Raw genomic sequence first — 23,664 nt, forward strand, 5'->3', positions numbered from 1 at the left:
GAAAACGGGAGACAGCGTGAAACACCAGCGTATTCTATTGGCCTTGTTCCTGATCTACTTCGTCTTCGCCATCCTGCTCAACAGCGTGGGCACGGTAATCCTGCAGGTCATCAACAACTACGAGGTCAGCAAGTCGAGCGCTTCCATCCTGGAGGCGTTCAAGGACTTGCCGATCGCGGTCGTGTCCTTCCTGGTCGCCTCTTTCCTGCCGCGCCTGGGTTACAAGAACGCGATGCTGGTGGGCCTGGCGATCGTCACGGCGGCCTGCGTGGCGATGCCGCTGCTGCCGGGCTTTGCCACCGCCAAGATGCTGTTCCTGGGCGTGGGCGTGGCCTTTGCATTGGTCAAAGTGTCGGTGTATTCGACGCTGGGCCTGATCGCCACCGACCGCAAGCATCACGCCAGCATCATGAATATGCTCGAAGGCTTCTTCATGGTCGGCGTGCTCGGTGCCTACTGGGTGTTCGCCCACTTCATCGACTCGGCCAACCCGAAGTCGCAAAGCTGGCTGCAGGTGTACTGGGTGCTGGGCGCCTTGTGCGCCTTGACCTTTGTCTTGCTGGCGACCACGCGTTTCGACGAAAGCGGCGCCGAGCTGCCCCAGGGTCGCAGCCGCTGGGACGATTTCCTTGCCATGATCAAGCTGTTCTTCAAGCCGCTCGTCTGCGTGTTCGTGCTGACCGCTTTCCTGTACGTGCTGATCGAGCAGAGCGTCGGCACCTGGCTGCCGACCTTCAACAACGAAATCCTGAAACTGCCCACCGCGATGAGCGTGCAGGTGGCCAGCATTTTCGCCGCCTGTCTTGCGATCGGGCGCCTGTCGGCCGGCGTCGTGATGCGCAAGGTGCACTGGTACACGGTGATGAACGGCTGCGTGATCGGCATGGCGGCGATGGTCTTGCTGGCGCTGCCGCTGACGCGCGAGCTGGCCATCGACGCGAACGTCACCTGGGCCAGTGCGCCGCTGGCGACCTTCCTGTTTCCCTTGATCGGCCTGTTCATGGCGCCGATCTACCCGGGCATCAATTCGGTCATGCTCAGCTCCCTGCCGAAGAACCAGCATTCGAGCATGACGGGTCTATTGGTGATCTTCTCGGCGCTGGGCGGCACCACCGGTTCCTTCATCACCGGCTATGTGTTCGGCAATTTCAGCGGCCGCTTCGCGTTCTACCTGACGCTGGTGCCGATCACGCTGGTGCTCATTACCCTGTTCTTCTTCCGCCGCCAGGTCGAGCGCAGCGGGGAGGCCGTTGCGCAGGTAGCCTGAAACGCGCACGGGCAAGCGAAAAAAACGGCATCGGGGCTTGCGCCACGATGCCGTTTTTGTTTGGGCGCCGATGATTACATATTGCGGCGGTACTGCCCACCGACTTCGAACAGCGCCGTCGTGATCTGGCCCAGCGAGCAGACGCGCACGGCGTCCATCAGCTTCTCGAACACGTTCAGGTTGTCGATCGCCGCTTGCTGCAGCGCCGCCAGCGCGGCCGGCGCTCGGTTCGCGTGCCGCTGGTGGAAGGCTTCCAGGCGCGTCAGTTGCGACTGCTTTTCGTCGTCGGTCGAACGCGCCAGTTCGATCGTCGCCGGTGTCTCCGCGCCTTTCGGATTGCGGAAGGTGTTGACGCCGATGATGGGCAGCGAGCCATCGTGCTTCTTGTGCTCGTAGAGCATCGACTCTTCCTGGATCTTGCCGCGCTGGTAGCCGGTTTCCATCGCGCCCAGCACGCCGCCGCGCTCGGCGATGCGCTCGAATTCCTGCAGCACGGCTTCCTCGACCATGTCGGTCAGTTCGTCCATGATGAAGGAGCCCTGGTTCGGGTTCTCGTTCTTGGCCAGGCCCCACTCGCGGTTGATGATCAGCTGGATCGCCAGTGCGCGCCGGACCGATTCGTCGGTCGGCGTGGTGATCGCTTCGTCATAGGCGTTCGTATGCAGCGAGTTGCAGTTGTCGTAGATCGCGATCAGCGCCTGCAGCGTGGTGCGGATGTCGTTGAAATCGATTTCCTGCGCATGCAGCGAGCGGCCCGAGGTCTGGATGTGGTATTTCAGTTTCTGCGACCGGTCGTTGGCGCCGTACTTGTCGCGCATGGCGACGGCCCAGATGCGGCGCGCGACGCGCCCCAGCACCGTGTATTCCGGGTCCATGCCGTTCGAGAAGAAGAACGACAGGTTGGGCGCGAAATCGTCGATGTGCATGCCGCGCGCGAGATAGGCTTCGACAAACGTGAAACCGTTCGACAGCGTAAACGCCAGCTGCGAGATCGGGTTCGCGCCGGCTTCGGCGATGTGGTAGCCCGAGATCGACACCGAGTAGAAATTGCGCACCTGGTGGTGCACGAAATATTCCTGGATGTCGCCCATGACCTTCAGCGAGAACTCGGTCGAGAAGATGCAGGTATTCTGGCCCTGGTCTTCCTTCAGGATGTCGGCCTGCACCGTGCCGCGCACGTTCGCCAGTACCCATTCCTTGATCTTGGCCGCTTCGTCGTCGGTCGGCTGGCGGCCATTGTCGCGCACGAATTTTTCAATTTGCTGGTCGATGGCCGTGTTCATGAACATCGCCAGGATGGTGGGCGCCGGGCCGTTGATCGTCATCGAGACCGAGGTCGACGGGCTGCACAGGTCGAAGCCGTCGTAGAGCACCTTCATGTCGTCGAGCGTGGCGATCGAGACGCCCGAATTGCCGACCTTGCCGTAGATGTCGGGGCGCAGGGCCGGGTCGGCGCCGTAGAGCGTGACCGAGTCGAAGGCGGTCGACAAACGCTTGGCGTCCATCCCGGTCGAGACCAGTTTGAAGCGCTTGTTCGTGCGGAAGGCGTCGCCTTCGCCGGCGAACATGCGGGTCGGGTCTTCGCCTTCGCGCTTGAAAGCGAACACGCCGGCCGTGAACGGGAAGGAGCCGGGCACGTTTTCCAGCATCAGGAAGCGCAGCACTTCGCCGTGGTCTTCGAAACGCGGCAGCGCTACCTTGCGGATGGTGGTGCCGGACAAGGTTTTTTGCACCAAAGTGGTGCGAATTTCCTTGTCGCGGATTTTGACGACGTAGTCGTCGCCGGCATACGCCGCCTGCATGTCGGGCCACATGGCGAGCAGCTTTCTGGCGCCGGCGTCCATCGCGTTCTCGCGCTCGACGATGAGCTCGTCCAGCACGAGAGGGGGCTGTGATTCGGCGCGGCTTGCCGCGGCCAGCATGCGCTTCGTTTCGCTCAGTTGCTGGCGCTCGCGCGCCAGTTTGACCTGTTTCGCCGTGTTCTTGTGGTAGCCGCGCACGGTGTCGGCGATCTCGGCCAGGTAGCGCGCGCGGCTCGGGGGCACGATCACGTTCTTGCCGCTCGAATGCTTCTGCGGCGGCACCGCCAGCTTCGATGGCGCGATCTGCAGGCCCAGTTCGGCCAGTTTCGGCAGCAGGCCATGGTAGAGGGCAGTGACGCCATCGTCGTTGAAACGCGAGGCTTGCGTGCCGAAGACCGGCATCTGGTCCGGGCTCTGCGACCACAGTTCGCGGTTGCGCTGGTACTGTTTCGCCACGTCGCGCAGCGCGTCCTGCGCGCCCTTGCGGTCGAACTTGTTGATGGCGATGAAGTCGGCGAAATCGAGCATGTCGATCTTTTCGAGCTGCGAGGCGGCGCCGAATTCCGGCGTCATCACGTACATCGAGGCGTCGACGTGCGGCACGATGGCCGCGTCGCCCTGGCCGATGCCGGAAGTCTCGACGATGACGAGGTCGAAGCCGGCCACCTTGCAGGCGGCGATCACGTCCGGCAGCGCGTGCGAGATTTCAGAACCGGCTTCGCGCGTGGCGAGCGAGCGCATGAAGACCCGGCTGACGCCGTTCCAGGGCGCGATCGCGTTCATGCGGATGCGGTCGCCGAGCAGGGCGCCGCCCGACTTGCGGCGCGACGGGTCGATCGAGATGACGGCGATATTGAGCGCGTCGTTCTGGTCGAGGCGGATGCGGCGGATCAGTTCGTCGGTGAGCGAGGATTTGCCGGCGCCGCCGGTGCCGGTGATGCCGAGCGCCGGCACTGGCAAGGCGCCGGCCGCGTCGACGATCCAGCGCCGCAGCGCGGGATCGGCCTTGCCGTTTTCCAGCGCCGTGATCAGCTGGGCCAGCGGGCGGTGGCGTTCGGCGATGTCGCCGCCTTGCAGGGCCTCGATGGATGTCGGGGCGTAGGGCGTGAGGTCGATGTCGCAGGTTTCGATCATCGAGCGGATCATGCCGACCAGGCCCATGCGCTGGCCGTCTTCCGGGCTGAAGATGCGGGTCACGCCATAGGCGTGCAGTTCTTCGATCTCGGAGGCGACGATCACGCCGCCGCCGCCGCCGAAGACCTTGATATGGGCGCCGCCGCGCTGGCGCAGCAGGTCGATCATGTACTTGAAGTATTCGACGTGGCCACCCTGGTAGCTGGAGATGGCGATGCCCTGCACGTCTTCGGCCAGGGCCGCGGTGACGACGTCGTCGACCGAGCGGTTGTGGCCGAGGTGGATCACTTCGACGCCGTTCGACTGCAGGATGCGGCGCATGATGTTGATCGAGGCATCGTGGCCGTCGAACAGCGACGCGGCGGTGACGAAGCGGACCTTGTTGGCGAGCTTCGGCTGCTCCGGCAGCTCGAGCTTGGCGGCGGTGGTGATGTCGTTCATGGGATTCCTTCTGGAAGTCGGACGCGGGCAGGTTCGATTTGTACGGTATATGACGTTAACGTTAACGTCAAGTTCGGGATGCGCGGCGACCGCGACCGCGTGGCGCCGGAGCCCACGCGGAGGCGTCAAGCCTTACGCGGCCCGCTTGATGACGTTGCCGGAAAGCAGCTCCGCCTTGCGCACCCGGAACGCCTCGACCGCCTTTTCCTTGACATGGCCGAAGCCGCGGATCTGTTCCGGCAAGCTGGCCAGCTCGACGGCGGTGGCATGGCTCGCGCCGTCCAGGGTCGGCAGCAGTGCCTCGATCATCGCACGGTATTCCACGATCAGCGCGCGCTCCATCTTGCGCTCGGCGGTGCGGCCGAACACGTCGAAGGCGCCGCCGCGCAGGCCTTTCAGCCTGGCCAGCACGGTGAAGGCCTTGAGCATCCACGGGCCGAATTCGGCTTTCACCAGCTGGCCCCGCGCGTCCTTCCTGGCGAACAGCGGCGGGGCGAGATTGAGCTTGAATTTGACATCGCCTTCGAACTGCGCTTTTACCTGCTCGAGGAAGCGGCCGTCGGTGTACAGGCGCGCCACTTCGTACTCGTCCTTGTAGGCCATCAGCTTGAAATAGTATTTCGCCACTGCCAGCGACAGCTTGTTGCCCAGGCCGGCGGCCGTTTCGGCCGAGCGCACGCGCTCGACCAGTGCGCTGTAGCGGCCGGCGTAGGCCGCGTCCTGGTAAGCGGTCAGCGTCTCGACGCGCTTCTTGATGACGCTTTCGAGGCTTTGCGGCATCTGCACCAGCACGGCCTGGGCCGGCGTGGCGACGCGTTCGACGCGCTTGACGTCGAGTGCGGCGCGCCTGCCCCACAGGAAGCTTTTCTTGTTCGAGGCGACGGCCACGCCATTGAGCTCGATCGCCCGCATCAACGAGGCCTCAAGCAATGGAATGCGGCCCTTCTGCCAGGCGTAACCCATCAGGAACAGGTTCGTCGCGATCGAGTCGCCCATCAAGGCAGTGGCCAATTTCGTGGCATCGATGAAATCGGCGCCTTCGGGGCCGCCGACCGCTTCCACGATCAGGCCGCGCACGTCCTCGGCCGGGAACTGCCAGTCGGCGTTCTGGGCGAAGGTGCCGGTCGGCTGCTCGTGCAGGTTGACGATGGCCAGCGTGCGGCCCGGACGCATCTTCGAGATCGCATCGGCCGCGCCCGTGGTCAGCATGTCGCAACCGAGCACCAGGTCCGCTTCGCCGGTGGCGATGCGCTGGGCGCGCAGGCGCTCGGGCGATGCGGCCACTTTCACGTGCGAGGTGACGGAACCGTTTTTCTGGCTCATGCCGGTCATGTCGAGCACCGAGGCGCCCTTGCCCTCGAGATGCGCGGCCATGCCCATCAGCGCGCCGACGGTAATGACCCCGGTGCCGCCGATGCCGTTGATCAGGATGTTGTACGGGTGCTCGATCGATGGCAGCGCGGGCTCGGGCAGTACGCCCCAGCCGTCATCGCCAGCGTCTTTCGATACGCCGGCCTTGCTCTTTTTCAGCGTGCCGCCTTCGACCGTGACGAAACTCGGGCAGAAGCCCTTGGCACACGAATAGTCCTTGTTGCAGGACGACTGGTCGATGGTGCGCTTGCGGCCGAAGTCCGTCTCTTTCGGCAGGATCGAGACGCAGTTCGACTCGATGCCGCAATCGCCGCAGCCTTCGCAGACGGCCTCGTTGATCACCATCCGTTTCGGTAGGTCGGGGAATTCGCCCTTCTTGCGGCGGCGGCGCTTTTCGGCGGCGCAGGTCTGGTCGTAGATGATGACGGTCACGCCCGGCAGGTCGCGCAGTTCACGCTGGATGTTGTCCATCTCCTTGCGGTCGTGCAGGGTGACGAGGGCCGGCAGGCCAGCGCGGTTGGCATAGCGCGCCAGGTCTTCGGTGACGAGCGCGATGCGCTTGACGCCCTCGGCCGCCATCTGTTGGGCGATCATCGGCACCGAAGTCTGGCCGTCGACCGGCTGGCCGCCGGTCATGGCGACGGCATCGTTGTACAGGATTTTATAGGTGATGTTGACCTTGGCCGACACGGCCGCGCGCACGGCCAGATAGCCCGAGTGGAAATAGGTGCCATCGCCCAGGTTCTGGAAGACGTGCGGCACTTTCGAGAACGCGGCCTGCCCGATCCAGGGCGCGCCTTCGCCGCCCATGTGGGTGGTCAGCTTGTTCATCTCCGGGTAGATCGAGGTCGCCATCACGTGGCAGCCGATGCCGGCCAGCGCGAACGAGCCTTCAGGCACCTTGGTCGAGGTGTTGTGCGGGCAGCCGGAACAATAGAACGCCGGGCGGAAGGGCGTCGTGATCGCCTTTTGCAGCACGGCGTCCTTGGCGTCGAGGAAGGCCAGGCGCGCCTTGATGAGGTCACGCGTGGCGTCGTCGGTGACCAGGCGCGCTATGCGGCCGGCGATCACGCGCGCCACCTGCGAGACCGAGAAATCGGCCTTCGGCGGCAGCAGCCAGTCGCCGCGCGGCGCGACCCATTCGCCCTTGTCGTCGAACTTGCCGATGATGTGCGGGCGCACGTCGTCGCGCCAGTTGTAGAGCTGCTCTTTCAACTGGTATTCGACGACCTGGCGCTTCTCTTCGACGACCAGGATTTCGTCGAGTCCCTGGGCGAATTCGCGCACGCCTTCCGGTTCCAGCGGCCAGATCATCGCGACCTTGAACAGGCGCAGGCCGACTGTCGCGGCCATCGTTTCGTCGATGCCCAGTTCTTCCAACGCTTCCAGCACGTCGAGGTAGGACTTGCCGGAAGCGATGATGCCGAGCTTCGCGTTCGGGCTGTCGATCGTGGTGTGATTGAGCTTGTTTTCGCGCGCATAGGCCAGGGCCGCGTAGATCTTGTAGTCCTGCATCAGCGCTTCCTGATTGCGCGCCTGCTGGCCCAGCGGGACCGACGACAGGCGCGTATTCAAGCCGCCTTCGGGCATGACGAAATCCTGTGGCAGTCTGACCTGCACACGGTGCGGATCGGCGTCGACCGAGGCGCTCGACTCGACCGTGTCGGCCAGCGCCTTGAAGGCGACGGCGCAGCCCGAGAAGCGCGACATGGCCCAGCCGTGCACGCCCAGGTCGAGGTATTCCTGCACGTTGCAGGGGTAGAGCACGGGAATCATACAGGCCGAGAAGATGTGGTCCGACTGGTGTGGCAGCGTCGACGAATAGGCGCCGTGGTCGTCGCCGGCGACCAGCAGCACGCCGCCGTTTTTCGCGGTGCCGGCGTGGTTCATGTGCTTGAACACGTCGCCGCAGCGGTCGACGCCCGGGCCTTTGCCGTACCACATGGCGAATACGCCATCGTAGTTGGTCGGGCCGATCAGGTCGACCGTTTGCGTGCCCCAGACGGCGGTGGCGGCCAAATCTTCATTCACGCCCGGCACGAATTGGATGTGGCTTGCTTCCAGGTGGCCTTTCGCCTTCCACAGCGTCTCGTCGAGGCCGCCCAGCGGCGAGCCACGGTAGCCCGAGACAAAACCGGCGGTATCCAGGCCGGCCGCGGCGTCGCGCTCGCGCTGCATCATTGGCAGGCGCACCAGGGCCTGGATACCGGACAGGAAGATGTTGCCCGATTTCGCGGTGTATTTGTCGTCGAGGGTGACGGTGGTGAGGCGGGACGGGACGGCATCCTGCGCAGCTTGCGGCGCGACGGTATCGGGCATGACGGACTCCATGGATATTCGGTTGGTCCCGCCGTTCGTGTCATGCCGGGTAGGCAGGGTGGGGCGGCGGGTAGGGTCGCGGTAGGCGACATTCGCTTGCGCAAAACCAGCTGGTTCAACGGGCGCGTCCAGTGTATGAGCTTCCCGCCAGAACGGGAAATAGGGAATGCAGATAGGGGTATAAGAAAAAATGATGGCAGTTATTCAGCGCAAGCATGCGCCGGGCCAGCCGCCATTCGCGCACAGCGTTTTCGTCACCTCGCGCACCAGGCGGCTGATGGCAGCGGCGGCGTTTGTCAACGGGATATTGCGCGAGGCGCACAAGGTAACGCTGCGCCGGATCGGCGGATTGTCGATTGGCGTGGCGGCCAGCACGCCGCTTTCGATCTCCGTGCGCAGCGGGGCCAGCGGCAGCAATGTGGCGCCCATGTCGGCCAGCAGGGCTGATTTCAGGATCGCGATCGAATTGATTTCGATCAGTTTGGTAAGCGCCAGCCCAGCGCTCCCCGCAGCCTGCTCGATCAGCGGGCGCACGCCGTGTTGCTGGGCCGGCAGGATCAGGGTCGTCCCGAGCGCTGCGCCGAGGGCGATCGCCGGGCTTGACGGTTTCAAGGTGGAATCGGCGCGGCAGATATACATCAAGTCTTCCTCGACCAGGGGCGTCGCCTCGAAGGCGCCGAGCTGGCCGTCGTCGAACAGGACGGCGAGATTCAGGCGTCCCGATTTCAGCTGTTCGGTCAGGCTGCCGGAGATTTCCTCGGTCAGCTGCAGCGTGATTTCCGGGTAAGTGGCGCGGGCCGCGGTGAGCAGGGGCAGGGCGAGGGCGCCTGAAATACTGTGCGGCAGGCCGAGCGTGACGCTGCCTGAAGGATGGGTGGTGGACTGGGTAACCGCCGACCGGGCGTCGGCCACTTGCTTCAGGATGGCCTGGGCGTGTTCATAAAACACCTTGCCGGCATCAGTGCTGAGCACACCATGGGCCGAGCGGTGCAGTAACTGGACGCAGAGTTCTTCCTCGAGCTGGCGCAGCTGCTGGGTCAGTGCCGGTTGCGCCACATGCAGCACCAGAGCGGCACGCGATAGGGAACCGTGGTCGACGATGGCAACAAAATACCGGAGTTGTCGTAATTCCATATAGAACTAATCTGCGCACTAAAGCAACAAATTAAGAGCGAAAAGTTTATTTGAAGAAACGAAGTTGTTATACTGCATGGTCCGTCGAGGTGGCGGAGATTAACATATTCCCGGATTGTTTCATGCTAAAGAAAATTGATTCTTCCCAGCTTCGTGTGGGCATGGCTATCCATGATCTCGACTGCGGGTGGATGGAACACCCGTTCGTGCGCGCCAAGTTTGTCCTCAGCAGCGACGACGAGATCCGCAAGATTACCCGTGCCGGCATTCGCAACGTGATCATCGACTGCGCCAAAGGCATCGATGTCGAGGCGGCGCCGACGCTGGCGGAAGCGCAGGCGGAAACCGAAGCGGAAGTGACGGCCATTGCCAGCAAACTGGTAAGACCGGCGCGCACCACGCTCGGCGACGAGTTGCAGCGCGCTGTCGGAATCCGCCACCAAGCCGTCAACCTGGTGCGCACTGTGATGCAGGATGCGCGCCTGGGCAAGGCGGTCGAAATGGAGAATGTCTCGCCAGTGGTGACGAACATTACCGAATCGATCCTGCGCAATCCCGGCGCCTTGCTGAGCCTGATGCGGATCAAGACCAAGGACGATTACACCTTCTTGCACTCGGTCAGCGTATGCACGCTGCTGGTGGCTTTCTGCCGCTCGCGCGGCATGGACGAGGACACGATCTACGAAGCCGGCGTTGGCGGCTTGCTGCACGATACGGGCAAGGCGCTGGTGCCGGATGCCATCCTGAACAAACCGGGCCGCCTGACCGACGAAGAGTTTGCGGTCATCAAAAAGCACCCGCGCGACGGTTATGACCTGCTGCGCCAGACTCCGGGCATCGGCCAGATCCCGCTCGACATCACCTTGCACCACCACGAACGGCGCGACGGCAGCGGTTATCCGGAAATGCAGAATGAAGACGAGATCAGCGAACTGGCGCAGATGGCGGCAATCGTCGACGTCTACGATGCGATCACTTCGGACCGTTGCTATCACAGGGGAATGGCAGCTGCCGACGCACTGCGCAAAATCTATGAGTGGAGCAAGTTCCACTTCAATCCAGTCCTGACCCAGGAATTCATGCGTTGTGTCGGCATCTACCCGGTTGGTACGCTGGTGCTGCTCGAGTCGGGGCGCCTGGGGGTCGTGGTCGAACCGCACGAGAGCAACCTGCTTACGCCCAAGGTCAACGTGTTCTTCAACACCAAGAGCCAGATGTACATTCGTCCAGAACTACTGGATCTGTCGCGTGCGCTGGGCTTTGGCGGCGGCGACAAGATCGTGCGGCATGAGTCGCCCGACAAGTGGCGCGTCGACCCGGACAAGTTCCTGTTCGTTGCTGAGTAGCGCCACAGTACTCACCCAGAAATGAACTGTTGTTGAATGTCAGAACCGGCGCACGCGCCGCCTTGCACCGCAATGGTTCTGTTTGCCAAAATTCACGTTGATTTCCGGTCGCGTAATTAGAAGAATTCGGCAGTGTCGTTCGACGTCACCGTCTGCAGCAGCCCGCGCTCGACCAGCTCGTTGTAATGGCAGGCCTGGTTGCGGCCGTGGGTCTTGGCGTAGTACAACGCCTGGTCGGCATGGCCCAGCGTGACTACGGGCGAATCGTAGGGGCTGATGCTGACGAAGCCGACGCTGACCGTCACCCTTCCTACCTGCGGGAACTGGTAGGCCTCGACATTGCCGCGGAAGCGGTCGATGATGCGGCGCGCATGTTCGAGCGTCGTCGAGCGTAGCAGTACGACAAATTCCTCGCCGCCGAAGCGAAACACCCGGTCCTGGACGCGAAACGATGCCTGCAACTGGTTCGCAATCAGGATCAGCACTTCATCCCCGTATAAATGGCCGAAGGTGTCGTTCACCATCTTGAAATGGTCGACGTCGACCACGGCCAGCCATCCCTTTTCCTCGCCGTGATGGCCGCGCCGTTCCAGGCGGCCCGTTAGCGGCGGCGCCATGTCGACCGGGTTTTGCAACATGCGTGCAAGCTGGTCTTCGAAAGTCTTGCGGTTGAGCAGGCCCGTCAGCGAATCACGTTCGCTATAGTCGAGCAAATTCTGGAAATTGCGGTATACGCCGACAATGCCGGCAATCATGTGAATAGTGGCGGCAGGGAAGGGGGACTCACGCACGATTTCAAGGCAAGTGTGGGCCTTGTCGCCGAACCAGATCGGCAGCCACAGGGTGCGGGTACAGTTGGAACCGCATGTTTCGGCGCTAGTATCGCGACGCGCCAGGCAGGCGGCCAGTTCCGGATAGGCATCGAGTGACTCGCCGCGCGTGCCAGTGTCGTGCGGATCTTCGATGCGGGCAGCGCCGCGGATGCTGACGGCCCGCACACGCACGTACTGGCGCGCGCCGATGGTAGAGATGGACAACACCCGCGCCTGCGTGGCGGCGGCCAGTTCCTGGACCGCCGCCACCACGGAGATGTCGAGCATCGCATGGTCGCGGTGGCCGGTCATGTCTACCATGTGTTTCAGAAGGGAATCCATGTCATTCTCAGAAATGTAATCAACCCGCCCCATCTCTCCCATGATGGCGTGAGTCGCCTGAATTTCCAGAGAGAAAGCGACGCAGCATAATCTCTTTTTTTTATCTAAGCAATATTCGTACTGCCTTTTTTCGATTGGATGGCTGCGTATCACAGTGAACGCGATCTGGATCAGCGTTTTTCAGGCGTAATTAATTCCTAATGGAAAGTTTGCCCACAGTCAACTTGCCACATGGAATCATCTTTTATAGTGAAGTCACTGCAACGGAAACGGCGAAGCGCAGTTTGCAGCGTCAAGGGAAGTTTCCTGCCGTCGCAGGGTTGTTCTTATAAACCACCATATGGAGTTTTTCATGAAAACGATCGCTACCGCTGTGCAGGCCTTTTTTGCTGACGAAGATGGTGTCACTGCCATCGAGTATGGCCTGATCGCTGCGCTGGTCGGTGTCGCGATGGCCGGTGCCGCCAAGTTGCTGGGTGCCGAGATCAAGACGACGTTCAATAACGTGGTGACGAGTCTGAAATCTGCAACTGCTCCTTAATCACGCAGGGTTACCCTCCGGATTTCGGTCCGGAGGGTTTTTTTTTGGGGAGCCCAATCATGCCCATTTCCACCTGGCTCGACTTGTCGCTGTTCGTTCTCGTCGTTTGCGCCGCTATTACCGACCTTGCGATACGCAAAATTCCGAATCTCTTCCTGCTCCTGGCCTGGTGCGCTGTGCTTGGCCTGCACCTGGTCGATACCGCTTCCGCCGCTGCTATTGGCAACGCCCTTGGTGGCGCATTCGTCGGCTTCGCGCTGTTCCTTCCGCTTTACGTGGTACGTGGCATGGCGGCCGGGGATGTCAAGCTCATGGCTACCGTCGGCCTGTTTCTTGGACCCGCCGAAACGGTGCAGACCTGCATTCTCACCTGGTGTGCTGGCGGCGTAATGGCCCTCGTCATGATCCTCTTCACACGACGCTGGTCGGACGCCTATGTCAACTTGCGTAGCCTGCTTTTGCCGATGTTACGTATTGGTCCCATGGCCCAAGCGAGCGTGATGGCCAGACCTAGTGTCGGTTCGATGCCTTATGGACTCGCCATTGCGGTTACAACGCTTTGGCTGTTAGCGCAACGTCATTTGACTTAGAAATTTTTAGCGCTTGATCAAACTCCGTCTTGCTTTTCGACTGCTCAAATACGGATGGCTCAACACAATCTCGATTCTCCGCGAATTAATTTCAAAGCAAAAGATTGCTTGCAATCAACTTGCAATAAGGAATCACATTTATAGTGGATTGGCTGCATCAGAGATACCGAATCGTGGCTGGAAGCAGGATGTCTTCATCTGTTGCAGGGTTGTTCTTATAAACCACTGGAAGGAATTTTTATGAAAACGATGCTTACTACTGTGCAAGCTTTTATCGCTGATGAAGGCGGCGTGACTGCCATCGAATATGGCCTGATCGCTGCGCTGGTCGGTGTTGCGATGGCAGGCGCAGCAAAGCTGCTCGGAGATGAGATCAAAACGACGTTCAACAATGTAGTAACCAGCCTGAAGTCTGCACTGGCACCGTAATCATGCAGATGCGCCCCTCCGGATTTCCTCCGGGGGGTTTTCCTTGGCTTAGCTCAGCGTTAGCGCAGATAGGTTAAGGATGCGCAATCGGGCCGGCCACCGTTTCACTGTTGGCACAACGTTATCTTCCATGACGGTAACCGCTTGCTACGCCTCAATGGCCTACAAGACTCGACCGCTAGAATGAATTCTATATTCCAAGGAAATGTTCTCTTGTGAATGCAAGGAGAAATACGATGAGTGAAACGATGTCCTCTGCAACCTCCGGAATTGCTTCCGGAACTGCACTGGGTACGCCCGCCATGCCGCCGGGCGAGCTGGAAATCGCCGCGATCCTGCCGCGTCAACCAAGAACCGTCAGCGATACCGGTCTCGCCCTGCCATGGCTGTCCACGCTCGTGCTCAAGACCTTGCAGATGACCGGCCGCGCGCCGCTGCCGCTGCTGTCCGGGAAGCTGCGCTTGTCGATCAGCGTCCTGCGCGAAGTGTTGGGCGCGATGACGGTCGATCATCAGGTCGAGGTTGCCTGGTCGGGCGATTCCGACATCGACGTCCACTATCAACTTACTCCGATCGGCCAGCGCGCCGCGCTCGACTGCCTGGCACAATGCCCGTACGTCGGGCCGGCACCGGTCACGCTCGATGCCTATCGCGCAATGGTCGAACGCCAGTCCTTGCGCCGCGCGACATTCCATCAGCCCGGGGCGCACGGTGCGCGGGCGTCATCGCCGGCGCACCGTCCTTTACCAGCAGAACTGGCGGCACTGCTGGCGGACGATGGCCACGATCCGGCGCTACGCGAGCTCCTCGGCGTCGCCCTGCATGCCCAGCGCCCGCTGCTGTTGCATGGCCCGACCGGCTCCGGCAAGACGACCCTGGCGCGTAGCCTGGCACGCTTGCTGCCGGGTGCTGTGGCGGTGCCGTACGCACTCCTGATCGGTGAGCACATCGTTCCATTCCACGATCCGCTGCGCCATCCGGCACCGCTGCCACTCGGCCGCCAACAGGAGGAACGGCGCAGCTGCGATGCGCGCTGGGCAATTTGCCAACGTCCGTTGGTGCATGTCGGCGCCGAACTCGACGCAAGCATGCTCGCGCTGCATCCCGATGCCGACAGCGGTCTGCACCATGCTCCGCTGCAGCTGCAGGCCAATAACGGCATCCTTGTGCTCGACGACCTCGGGCGTGGACGCGTGCCGGTGGCCGAGCTGCTCGCGGCCTGGCTCGGCATGCTCGACGGTAGCCCGGCGCGTCTGGTCGCCGGTGGCCGTGGCGAGACCCTGCCATTCGACGCCATGCTGGTGTTCGTTACTAACCTGGCGCCGAGCAGCGTGTTCGATCCCGCTTTCCTGCGCCGCATCGCTTACCGGGTCGCTCTCGGGCCGCTGGCCGAGCCGCATTACCGCGCACTGCTGCGCCGCGCCGGCCGGCTGCAAGGTATCGACTGCGACGAAGCCGTGATCGAGCATCTTGTCACGCGCCTGCACCGCGGCAGCGGTACGCCGCTGCTGGCGTGCTACCCACACGAGCTGCTCAGCCGTGTGCGTGATTTCGCCGGCTTTGCCGGCACCGAACCTCGCCTGACGATCGCTGCCCTGGAGCAGGCGTGGAACAGTATGTGCCCCAGCGGCAGCGCCCCGGCCTCGTGCCACGTCGCAGGAAGCGAACCATGAAAAACAAGCGTGCCCTTGTCGTGATGGCCATTGCCATCCTGTTCGGCCTGACCGCCGTTATCCTTGCTTCAAGCTGGCTGCTGTCGCAGCCGACCAGCAGCGCCGGACATATTGCGGTCGCCGCGACCGACATCAGCCTCGGCCAGCGCCTGACGCCCGAGATGGTCAAGCTGGCCGAGTGGCCCGCCGACAGCAGGCCCAAGGGCGCCTTCACCGATACGGGCAAGCTCGCCGGCCGGGTGCTCAAGAGCAGCGTGCTGGCCGGCGATCCCGTCAGCGAAGCGAAACTTGCGCCGGCCGGCACGCTCGGTGGCCTGTCGGCCCTGATCAGCGAGGGCAAGCGTGCGATCACGGTACGCGTCAATGACGTCATCGGCGTGGCAGGCTTCACGCTGCCTGGCAATTTTGTCGACATCATCGTCAGCACCGAAAAGGATCCGGGGCCCGAGGCAAGCGTAGCCAGACAAACCATCTCGAAGATCGTTCTCGAGCGCATCCTGGTGCTGGCAGTGGCTCAGGAAGTCAACCGCGACGAGACCAAGCCACGCGTGGTCAATGCCGTCACGCTCGAAGTCACGCCGGAACAGGCCGAGAAGCTCGACCTGGCGCGCAGTGTCGGCACGCTGTCGCTGGCGCTGCGCAACCAGGTCGATCCGCAATCGGCCAAGACCGAGGGTGCCACCAAGCTGACCTTGCTGCCGGTCGTGGCACTGGCCGTCAAGCCGGTGGTATCCAAGCCGTCCGCCTCGCCGCGCCGTCCCGACAAGGCAATCGTGCACCGGGTTGCGACGCCACCCGTGCGGCGCAACTGTGTCACTGTCATCAATGGCCTGCATTCCTCGCAAGAGTGCCTCTGATCCCTTTACCGTGTCAGGTGAAATCATGAACACCAGTCCAAAACCGTCCGGCTACCACCTTCATTCCCGCGTCGGCATGGGTTCCTTGTTGCGTCGATGCGCACTGGGCGGCGCGGCATTGGCGCTGGCCGGGGCCGCGCATGCGGTGCGTCCTGCGCCCCAGGCCGATGCCGCACCCCTTGCCGGCGAGCGTAGCGGAGCCGGGCCGCGCTGTAGCGGCGAAGCGGCGCGCCCGGCGCAGGTCGCGCTGCAAATGGGTAAATCGACACTGATGCGCTTGCCGGAGGCTGTCCAGAACCGCAGTGTCGGCAACCCGGAAGTCGTGCAAGCCATGCTCGTCTCGGCGGACACGATGTACATCGCCGGCGTCGATGTCGGCACCACTAACATGATCGTCCAGGGCCGTAGCGGCTTGTGCAGCGTGCTCGATATCACGGTTTCGATGGACCCGAGTGCACTCCAGGCCACGCTCGCTGCGGTCATGCCCGAAGAGAAGGATATCCGCGTACTGGCCGCCGCCGATTCGCTGGTGCTGACCGGCACCGTATCCGACGCCTCGGCAGTCGCCCGCGCCGCCGAGCTGGCGACCGCGTATGTGCGTCGTCCGCTGCGTCCGCTGGGCGCGGTACCGAAAGATCTCACCCCGAGCGCAGGCAGCGCGGCGGCCAGCTCTTCCGGCCATGGCAACCTGCGCCTGGTGAATTTGCTCGCCGTGGCAGCGCCGCAGCAGGTGCAGCTGGAAGTAAAGGTGGCCGAAGTGTCGAAGAGCCTGCTCGAAAAGCTTGAAGCCGGTACGAACTGGACCTTCGGGTCCGGCAGCTGGGCCGCCACGCTGGCTGCAAATTTCTTGAGCGGCACCGCGAAGGGCACTCTATCGGCCCAGCGTCCAAACGGCAACCGCCTCGGCATCGATGCCCAGACCCAGGATAGCCTGGTCCGTGTGTTGGCCGAACCAAACGTCATGGCCATCAGTGGTCAGGAAGGCAGTTTTCTCGCGGGCGGCAAGTTCTATATTCCGGTAGCGCAGGACAACGACCGGGTCACGCTAGAAGAAAAGGAGTTCGGTGTCGGTCTGCGTTTTACCCCGACGGTGCTCGCCGGCGGCCGGATCAACTTGCGTGTCGCACCCGAAGTGTCCGAGCTCTCGCGCGAAGGTATCGGCATCAATGCCACCGGTATTGCCGGTGGTGCGATCTTGCCGGTCGTGACCACGCGCCGCGCCAGCACCACGGTGCAGCTCTACGACGGTCAAAGCTTCGCCATCGGTGGCCTGATCAAGAACAACCTGGTGACGAGCCTGAAAGGCCTCCCGGTGCTGGGCGAGGTCCCTGTATTGGGTGCGCTGTTTCGCAGTACCGACTTCCAGCAAGACCGGACCGAGCTGGTCTTCGTGATCACGGCGCGCCTCGTCAAGCCGCTGACGGCTACCGGCTATGCACTGCCGACCGATGGCGTGGATGCGCCTTCGCGCGCCGCCCTGATGCTTGGGGGACGTCTCGAAAGCGCGGCAAAGCTGCCGGCGCCAAGCGCACGTACAGGCCAGAGCGTCGATGGATTCGAACTCAAATAGGAGGCGGCAATGACAACCAGGACTATCGCAGCAATCGTAGCGCTACTGCTACTGCAAGGCTGCTCGAGCGCGCCAAGGTTCGAGAAGCATTTCGGTGCCTCGGTACGTGCCAATCTGGCGGCGCAGACTGTCGATCCACACGCTGCAGCAAACACCAATCCGGCCAGCGGCATTGATGGGCCAGCGGCGCTCGCCGCGCATGAGCGCTATCAGCAGTCCTTTGTCCAGCCTGACAGCGGGGCCAAGGCGCCGTTGCTCAATACACTCGGCAACGGCCAGTAATGACCAGTACCCGGACGCACTCCCTTCATCAATAACAACACCAGTTCCTCCACGAGGATTGTCATGAAAGCCCTTTTGATCAGCCGCGACAGCCTGCTGTTTGCCGAGCTCGCCTCCCAGGGCGCGGCACGCGTGCCGCCGCTGAACGTCGCCAACAGCCGTGTCTCGATGCGCGAGGCGCTCGATCGGCCGTTGGGGGAGGCGCCAGGCCTGGTGATCGTCGATGCACGGGACGGCGCCTCCGACGATCCCGACCTGCTGGAACGGATGGTGCGCCAATATCCGGAAGCCCAGTTCATGCTCTTGACCAGCGAGCATGAACCGGAATTCCTGATCCGCGCGATGCGCGCCGGCGTGCGCGAAGTACTGCAACTGCCGCTGGTGCATCGTGCCTTTCATGAAGCGATGGACCGCATCGCCACGGCCGCTGGCGTCGCCCAGCTGCGTGAAGGCAAGGTGCTCGCTTTCATCGCCTGCAAGGGCGGTAGCGGCGCCACCTTCATCTCGACCAATTTCGGCTATGCGCTGGCGACCCTTGCTGAAAAGAAGGTGCTGCTGATCGATCTGCACGGCCAGTTCGGCGACGCGGCCCTTTACGTGTCGGACCAGAAGCCGGCCATGACATTGTCCAATGTCTGCGAGCAGATCGCGCGCATCGACGGACCCTTCCTCGACTCCTGCCTGGTACACGTCACGCGCGGCTTCGGCGTGCTGGCGGCGGCCGACGACCCGTCGCAAGCGAAGGAAGTAAAACCGGAGCACATTGACGCCATCCTGCGCGTGGCGCGTCAGCAATATGATTACATCGTGCTCGATGTCGGACGCCAGATCGACGCCGTCTCGCTGCGTGCGCTCGACAGCACCGACACGATTTACCCGGTGCTGCAGCTGGCGCTGCCCGACATCCGCGATGCACGCCGCCTGCTCGACATCTTCCGTTCGCTCGGCTACCCGCTCGAGACGATCCGCCTGATCGTCAACCGCTACGAAAAGGGCGGCCGCCTGCGCCTGCCGGACCTGCACGCCGCGCTTGGCTGCGAGGTCATGCATACCGTGCCGAACGATTACGTCGCCGTCACCGATTCGGTCAATCAAGGCGTCCCGGTCCTCGAGCTGTCGCGCACGAGTGGAGCGTCGCGCAGTCTGGCCGACCTGGTGGAACTGGTTACCACACGACGCGCCCCGGAAACCCGTGGCTTGCTCGACCGCCTGTTCGGCCGTGGCGAAGCCGACTATTGATTTGCAAGGAGTAACCCATGTCGCTGCGCGAACGCCTTTCCCTCTCCGACGATGATCGCAAGCCCGGGGCACTGCCGGCCGAAGTCGGAAACGGGGCTTATCAGGAACTGAAAAAAATGATGCACCAGATGATCCTCGACCGGATCGATCTGGAGCGCCTGAAGCGCCTGACCGCCGAGCAGTTCAAGCATGAACTGGCGCTGCTCATTCAGCGCATTATCGAGGAAGAGCGCATCGTCCTGAACCAGCACGAGCGTCACAATCTCGTGCTCGACATCCAGCATGAGATGCTCGGCTTCGGCCCGCTCGAACCGCTGCTGAACGACCCGACCGTGTCCGATATTCTCGTCAACACGGCCAACCGCGTCTACGTCGAGCGTCACGGCAAGCTGGAAATGACCGACATTGCCTTCCACGACAACGCGCACCTGATGAAGATCATCGAGAAGATCGTCTCGCGCGTAGGCCGGCGCGTCGACGAGTCGAGCCCGATGGTCGACGCCCGCCTGCCGGACGGCTCGCGCGTGAACGCGATCATTCCGCCGCTGGCCATCGACGGGCCGATCCTGTCGATCCGGCGTTTCAGCGCCGCGCCCCTCACGGTACAAAACCTGCTCGAGTACAAGAGCGTGACGCCGCCGATGGTCAAGGTGCTGCAAGGTCTCGGTATCGCCAAGATTAATATCCTGATCTCGGGCGGTACTGGCAGCGGCAAGACGACGCTGCTCAACCTGCTGTCGGGTTTCATCCCCGCCAACGAGCGCATCGTCACCATCGAGGATGCGGCCGAGCTGCAACTGCGCCAGCCGCACGTGGTGCGCCTCGAAACGCGTCCGGCGAATATCGAGGGCAAGGGTGAGGTCACGCAACGCGCGTTGGTCAAGAACGCGCTGCGCATGCGGCCGGACCGCATCATCCTGGGTGAAGTGCGCGGCCCCGAGGCGCTCGACATGCTGCAGGCGATGAACACGGGCCACGAAGGTTCGCTTGCGACCATCCACTCGAACACCCCGCGCGATGCCTTGTCGCGCCTGGAAAACATGGTGGGCATGGCCGGGGTGAGCCTGACGCCGCGTGCGATCCGTCAGCAGATCTGCTCGGCGGTGACGGTGGTGGTGCAAGCCTCGCGCCTGATCGACGGCGGCCGCAAACTGGTCAGCATCCAGGAAATCACGGGCATGGAAGGCGACATCATCTCGATGCAGGAGATTTTCCATTTCGAGCAGACGGGGGTCGACCGCGACGGCAAGGTGCTCGGACATTTCTCCGCCACCGGCGTGCGTCCGCGCTTTGCCGATCGTCTCAAGATGTACGGCGTCGAGATGCCTGACAACACCTTCGACCCCGACCGCATTTTCCAATGAACCCGCAGGCCATGCCTGCAGTGGAGCCGCGCCATGGATCTGCTTTTCTACAGCTTCACCGTCTTCCTGTTTGCCGCTGTGATCCTGCTGATCGAGGGCGTCTATCTGTGGTGGTCGAGCACCCATGGCAAGGCTGCCCAGCGCATTGCGCGCCGGCTGCAGGTCATGTCGGGCGGAATCGGGCGCTCCGGCGAGCGCATTTCGATTCTCAAGCAGCGCCGTTTCAGCGCGCATGACGGTGTCGATCACCTGTTGCACCGGATATCCCCTCTGCAGCAGCTCGATGCCTTGCTGGTACAGGCCGGCAGCAAATTAACGGTCGAACGCTTCCTCGGCTGTTCGTTGGCGGCTTTCGTGTTCGCTCTCATGGCAAGCGCGCTCTTGCCGCTGCCATCGGCGCTGCGCATCGTGCTGGCGCTGCCGGTGCTTGGATTACCGTATTTTCTGATACGGCGCGCCCGCACACGGCGCCTGCACCGCATCGAGCACCAGTTGCCCGATGCCGCCGATTTCATCGCCCGCGCGCTGCGCGCCGGGCACTCGTTTACAAACGTGCTGCAGATCGTCGGCAACGAGTTGCCTGAGCCGCTGAGCAGCGAATTTCGTGTCGCGCGCGAGGAAATCAACTATGGCGTGCCGATGGGCGAAGCCCTGCACAACATGGCCGAGCGCATTCCGCTTACCGACCTACGCTACCTGATCATCGCCGTGCTGATCCAGCGCGAGTCGGGCGGTAATCTGGCCGAAATTCTCGGCAACATCGGCACCATCATTCGCAGCCGCCTGAAACTGGTAGCCCAGGTGCGCGTGCTGTCGGCCGAGGGTCGCATGTCGGCCTGGATTCTCAGCCTGCTGCCGTTTGTCGTGATGCTGGCGCTGACCGTGCTCAATCCGGAATACGTCAGTCTGCTATGGACCGACCCGACCGGTATCCGCCTGCTGTGGTACGCGGCCGGCATGATCTTGGTTGGCGTCGTCTGGCTGCGCAGGGTCATCCGAATCCGCATTTGAGGAGCTGCCGTGAATGCCGCACAATTATCCTTCTTGTTGATCGTCTTCGCCATCGTCTGCGCCCTGGCCTGGCTGGCGATGCTGTTATTCGCCCCGGGAGCGCTACGCACCCGGCTGCGCCGTTTCATCGGCAAGTCCGATACGACCCAGCTCGAGTCCGACGGCTGGGTGGAACGGGTTGCGAAAGTTACCCAGCCGCTGACCAAACTGTCGATCCCGGAAGAAGGCTGGGAAAAATCGGCACTGCGCACCCGCTTCATGAATGCGGGCTGGCGCAACCCGGCTGCGCCGACCTTGTTTTTCGCTGCCAAAACGGTATTGGCGCTGCTTGGCCCCGCCGTAATCGGTCTCTTGGTTGCGACGGCCGTCATCGTGCTGTCCGGTCTCCAGCTCTTGTTCCTGCTGCTGTTGACGGCGACGGTCGGCTACTACACGCCGAACGTCAGCCTGGGTCACATCGCACGGCGCCGCCAGCGTGAGATTTTCGAAACCCTGCCCGACGCGCTGGACCTGCTCACGGTCTGCGTCGAGGCCGGCCTCAGCCTGGAGCGCGCTTTCGTGAAAGTCGCGGGCGAGATCCATATCAAAAGCGTGACGCTGGCGCAGGAGTTGCAGTTGGTCTTGATGGAAATGCGCGCCGGCTTCAGCAAAGAGCGGGCCTTGCGTAATTTCGCGCTGCGCAGCGGCATCGACGACGTCGATACCCTGGTGGCGATGCTGATCCAGTCTGAGCGTTTCGGTACCAGCGTCGGCGATTCCTTACGCGTATATTCGGAAAACCTGCGCAACAAGCGGCGCCTGCTGGCAGAGGAATGCGCAGCCAAGATCGGCTTGAAACTGCTGTTTCCCCTCATCTGCTGCATTTTTCCGACGCTGCTGATGGTGCTGCTAGGGCCGGCAGGCATTCAGCTGGGCCGTACACTTTCCGCCGTCAATGGCGCGCCCTGACCCAAGGAGAATCCCATGCAAGCCCGCCGCATATTGAAGAAAATGTCGGTCCTGTGTGCCAGTGCCCTATTGCTCGCCTGCGCCGACGTCGCGCGCCAGCCCGTCGGCGCGCCTGTTGTCGAGGCCGAGCGCGCCTACGATCAGGGGCGCCAGCATCATTTGGCTGGCCGCTATGACGCAGCCATCGCGGCCTACCGGACCGTCCTGGCGGCCACGCCGCGCCATGTCGGCGCGCGCAACGCCCTGGCGGCCGCGTTTGCGCGCCAGGGCGATTTCGTCCACGCCATTCCCCTCTGGCGCGCCCTCACCGACGAGCTGGCACCCGGCGCAGGGCCTGGCGGTGCCTACCTGTTCGCGAACCTCGGCTACGCCTACTTGCTCAATGGCGATCTGAACAACGCCGTTACCGTATTGGAAAAGGCTTGTGTACTCGATCCGCTCGACCACCGCGCCTGGAATAATCTGGGCGAAAGCCTGCGCCGGCTTGGCCATGGCGAACGCGCGGCGTTGATGTTCCGCCAGGCCGAAGCATTGCGCAATCACGATTTCCGGGGTGACCATGCGGCCGCCGGCGGCACGGCGGTGGCCGCGATCGAAGCGGCGGTGGCGCGTCCGGAACGGCCCGATACCGGCTGGGCGGCGACCGAGATCCGCACCGCCGCCGATGGCACGCTCGAATTGCTGCGTCTGCCGGCAAAGCGCGCGGTGGCCCAGAGTGCCCCGCAGCCGCAGCCGACACCGCCCGCCCGGCGCGATCTCGTGTTGCTGGAAATTCGCAATGGCAATGGCGTCACCGGCCTGGCGCGCTCGCTGTCGCGCCAGGTCGTGGGCGAGGGCATGCAGCTGACGCGGCTGAGCAATGAAAAAGGCTTCCAGGTACGGCGCACCCGCATCGAGTACCATGCGGAGTTCCGCGCCGCAGCCGAACAGCTGGCAGCGCGCCTGGGCGAGCGCCGTAGCGGCCGCGTTGATCCGGTCCAGATCGTCCAGGTCGACAGTTGCAAGCCGAGCGACCTGCGTCTCGTGCTGGGCCAGGATCTGGCGCACGGGCAATTGGTGCTGCGCCCGGTACCGCAAGCTCATGCAGTCCTGGCAGCGGCCGAGATGCCCCCGAAGGCGCCGTGAGGGCGCTAGGGTGTGTCTGACTGAACGAAATTGAGTCCAGGAGGTCAGAAGGCGATGAGCCGAACTG

Annotated in this window: 18 protein-coding genes; 14 read left to right on the top strand and 4 right to left on the bottom strand. The window is 62.9% G+C overall.

The genetic code is table 11. The features are described from left to right. The first annotated feature begins 16 nt into the window (after positions 1-16). Positions 17-1,267, top strand: coding sequence for an MFS transporter (locus tag ACFPOU_RS07480; protein WP_379718941.1), 1,251 nt, complete (start codon positions 17-19; stop codon positions 1,265-1,267). A 74-nt stretch (positions 1,268-1,341) separates the two neighbouring features. On the opposite strand, the gene icmF is transcribed toward ACFPOU_RS07480, so the two are convergent. The 3 genes from icmF to ACFPOU_RS07495 form a co-directional block, all read right to left on the bottom strand. Then, positions 1,342-4,644, bottom strand: a complete 3,303-nt coding sequence (icmF, locus tag ACFPOU_RS07485; RefSeq protein WP_379718944.1) for a fused isobutyryl-CoA mutase/GTPase IcmF — start codon at positions 4,642-4,644, stop codon at positions 1,342-1,344. A gap of 132 nt (positions 4,645-4,776) precedes the next feature. Beyond that, entirely contained in the window at positions 4,777-8,334 is a 3,558-nt protein-coding gene (locus ACFPOU_RS07490; protein ID WP_379718947.1) for an indolepyruvate ferredoxin oxidoreductase family protein, read from the bottom strand. Between the two features lie 204 nt (positions 8,335-8,538). After that, the gene (locus tag ACFPOU_RS07495) at positions 8,539-9,468 is read right to left on the bottom strand and encodes a LysR substrate-binding domain-containing protein (protein ID WP_379718950.1); all 930 of its coding nucleotides are present in this window, start codon (positions 9,466-9,468) and stop codon (positions 8,539-8,541) included. 122 nt (positions 9,469-9,590) lie between these two features. On the opposite strand from ACFPOU_RS07495, the gene ACFPOU_RS07500 reads away from it, so the two are divergent. Next, positions 9,591-10,814, top strand: coding sequence for an HD-GYP domain-containing protein (locus tag ACFPOU_RS07500; protein WP_379718953.1), 1,224 nt, complete (start codon positions 9,591-9,593; stop codon positions 10,812-10,814). 116 nt (positions 10,815-10,930) lie between these two features. On the opposite strand, the gene ACFPOU_RS07505 is transcribed toward ACFPOU_RS07500, so the two are convergent. Next, positions 10,931-11,968, bottom strand: a complete 1,038-nt coding sequence (locus ACFPOU_RS07505; protein ID WP_379718956.1) for a GGDEF domain-containing protein — start codon at positions 11,966-11,968, stop codon at positions 10,931-10,933. 352 nt (positions 11,969-12,320) lie between these two features. On the opposite strand from ACFPOU_RS07505, the gene ACFPOU_RS07510 reads away from it, so the two are divergent. The 12 genes from ACFPOU_RS07510 (at position 12,321) to ACFPOU_RS07565 (ending at position 23,597) form a co-directional block, all read left to right on the top strand. Next, the gene (locus ACFPOU_RS07510; protein WP_379718959.1) at positions 12,321-12,509 is read left to right on the top strand and encodes a Flp family type IVb pilin; all 189 of its coding nucleotides are present in this window, start codon (positions 12,321-12,323) and stop codon (positions 12,507-12,509) included. Positions 12,510-12,568: 59 nt separating this feature from the next. Continuing rightward, entirely contained in the window at positions 12,569-13,099 is a 531-nt protein-coding gene (locus ACFPOU_RS07515) for an A24 family peptidase (RefSeq protein ID WP_379718962.1), read from the top strand. Between the two features lie 240 nt (positions 13,100-13,339). Then, the gene (locus tag ACFPOU_RS07520; RefSeq protein ID WP_379718965.1) at positions 13,340-13,528 is read left to right on the top strand and encodes a Flp family type IVb pilin; all 189 of its coding nucleotides are present in this window, start codon (positions 13,340-13,342) and stop codon (positions 13,526-13,528) included. Positions 13,529-13,764: 236 nt separating this feature from the next. After that, positions 13,765-15,201 carry an ATP-binding protein gene (locus tag ACFPOU_RS07525; protein ID WP_379718968.1) on the top strand — a complete coding sequence of 479 codons (1,437 nt, stop codon included), beginning with the start codon at positions 13,765-13,767 and terminating at the stop codon, positions 15,199-15,201. After that, the gene (cpaB, locus tag ACFPOU_RS07530; protein ID WP_379718972.1) at positions 15,198-16,058 is read left to right on the top strand and encodes a Flp pilus assembly protein CpaB; all 861 of its coding nucleotides are present in this window, start codon (positions 15,198-15,200) and stop codon (positions 16,056-16,058) included. Before ACFPOU_RS07525 ends, cpaB begins: the two co-directional genes overlap by 4 nt. A gap of 25 nt (positions 16,059-16,083) precedes the next feature. Next, positions 16,084-17,628, top strand: coding sequence for a type II and III secretion system protein family protein (locus ACFPOU_RS07535; protein ID WP_379718975.1), 1,545 nt, complete (start codon positions 16,084-16,086; stop codon positions 17,626-17,628). A 9-nt stretch (positions 17,629-17,637) separates the two neighbouring features. After that, complete coding sequence (locus tag ACFPOU_RS07540) at positions 17,638-17,910, top strand: hypothetical protein (protein WP_379718978.1); 273 nt, start codon at positions 17,638-17,640, stop codon at positions 17,908-17,910. A gap of 63 nt (positions 17,911-17,973) precedes the next feature. Next, positions 17,974-19,149 carry an AAA family ATPase gene (locus ACFPOU_RS07545; protein ID WP_379718981.1) on the top strand — a complete coding sequence of 392 codons (1,176 nt, stop codon included), beginning with the start codon at positions 17,974-17,976 and terminating at the stop codon, positions 19,147-19,149. 17 nt (positions 19,150-19,166) lie between these two features. After that, positions 19,167-20,513, top strand: a complete 1,347-nt coding sequence (locus tag ACFPOU_RS07550) for a CpaF family protein (protein WP_379718984.1) — start codon at positions 19,167-19,169, stop codon at positions 20,511-20,513. A gap of 33 nt (positions 20,514-20,546) precedes the next feature. Beyond that, positions 20,547-21,524 carry a type II secretion system F family protein gene (locus ACFPOU_RS07555; RefSeq protein WP_379718987.1) on the top strand — a complete coding sequence of 326 codons (978 nt, stop codon included), beginning with the start codon at positions 20,547-20,549 and terminating at the stop codon, positions 21,522-21,524. A gap of 9 nt (positions 21,525-21,533) precedes the next feature. After that, complete coding sequence (locus ACFPOU_RS07560; protein WP_379718990.1) at positions 21,534-22,472, top strand: type II secretion system F family protein; 939 nt, start codon at positions 21,534-21,536, stop codon at positions 22,470-22,472. A 15-nt stretch (positions 22,473-22,487) separates the two neighbouring features. Then, positions 22,488-23,597, top strand: a complete 1,110-nt coding sequence (locus ACFPOU_RS07565) for a tetratricopeptide repeat protein (protein WP_379718993.1) — start codon at positions 22,488-22,490, stop codon at positions 23,595-23,597. Positions 23,598-23,664 lie beyond the last annotated feature (67 nt).

It is taken from the genome of Massilia jejuensis (assembly GCF_042656795.1).
Taxonomy (GTDB): domain Bacteria; phylum Pseudomonadota; class Gammaproteobacteria; order Burkholderiales; family Burkholderiaceae_D; genus Telluria; species Telluria jejuensis.

What these genes read in the sequence shown, in the direction of transcription:
- icmF (WP_379718944.1), bottom strand. Translation starts at nt 4,644, where the DNA reads ATGAACGACATCACCACCGCCGCCAAGCTCGAGCTGCCGGAGCAGCCG.
- ACFPOU_RS07490 (WP_379718947.1), bottom strand. Translation starts at nt 8,334, where the DNA reads ATGCCCGATACCGTCGCGCCGCAAGCTGCGCAGGATGCCGTCCCGTCC.
- ACFPOU_RS07495 (WP_379718950.1), bottom strand. Translation starts at nt 9,468, where the DNA reads ATGGAATTACGACAACTCCGGTATTTTGTTGCCATCGTCGACCACGGT.
- ACFPOU_RS07500 (WP_379718953.1), top strand. Translation starts at nt 9,591, where the DNA reads ATGCTAAAGAAAATTGATTCTTCCCAGCTTCGTGTGGGCATGGCTATC.
- ACFPOU_RS07505 (WP_379718956.1), bottom strand. Translation starts at nt 11,968, where the DNA reads ATGGATTCCCTTCTGAAACACATGGTAGACATGACCGGCCACCGCGAC.
- ACFPOU_RS07510 (WP_379718959.1), top strand. Translation starts at nt 12,321, where the DNA reads ATGAAAACGATCGCTACCGCTGTGCAGGCCTTTTTTGCTGACGAAGAT.
- ACFPOU_RS07515 (WP_379718962.1), top strand. Translation starts at nt 12,569, where the DNA reads ATGCCCATTTCCACCTGGCTCGACTTGTCGCTGTTCGTTCTCGTCGTT.
- ACFPOU_RS07520 (WP_379718965.1), top strand. Translation starts at nt 13,340, where the DNA reads ATGAAAACGATGCTTACTACTGTGCAAGCTTTTATCGCTGATGAAGGC.
- ACFPOU_RS07525 (WP_379718968.1), top strand. Translation starts at nt 13,765, where the DNA reads ATGAGTGAAACGATGTCCTCTGCAACCTCCGGAATTGCTTCCGGAACT.
- cpaB (WP_379718972.1), top strand. Translation starts at nt 15,198, where the DNA reads ATGAAAAACAAGCGTGCCCTTGTCGTGATGGCCATTGCCATCCTGTTC.
- ACFPOU_RS07535 (WP_379718975.1), top strand. Translation starts at nt 16,084, where the DNA reads ATGAACACCAGTCCAAAACCGTCCGGCTACCACCTTCATTCCCGCGTC.
- ACFPOU_RS07540 (WP_379718978.1), top strand. Translation starts at nt 17,638, where the DNA reads ATGACAACCAGGACTATCGCAGCAATCGTAGCGCTACTGCTACTGCAA.
- ACFPOU_RS07545 (WP_379718981.1), top strand. Translation starts at nt 17,974, where the DNA reads ATGAAAGCCCTTTTGATCAGCCGCGACAGCCTGCTGTTTGCCGAGCTC.
- ACFPOU_RS07550 (WP_379718984.1), top strand. Translation starts at nt 19,167, where the DNA reads ATGTCGCTGCGCGAACGCCTTTCCCTCTCCGACGATGATCGCAAGCCC.
- ACFPOU_RS07555 (WP_379718987.1), top strand. Translation starts at nt 20,547, where the DNA reads ATGGATCTGCTTTTCTACAGCTTCACCGTCTTCCTGTTTGCCGCTGTG.
- ACFPOU_RS07565 (WP_379718993.1), top strand. Translation starts at nt 22,488, where the DNA reads ATGCAAGCCCGCCGCATATTGAAGAAAATGTCGGTCCTGTGTGCCAGT.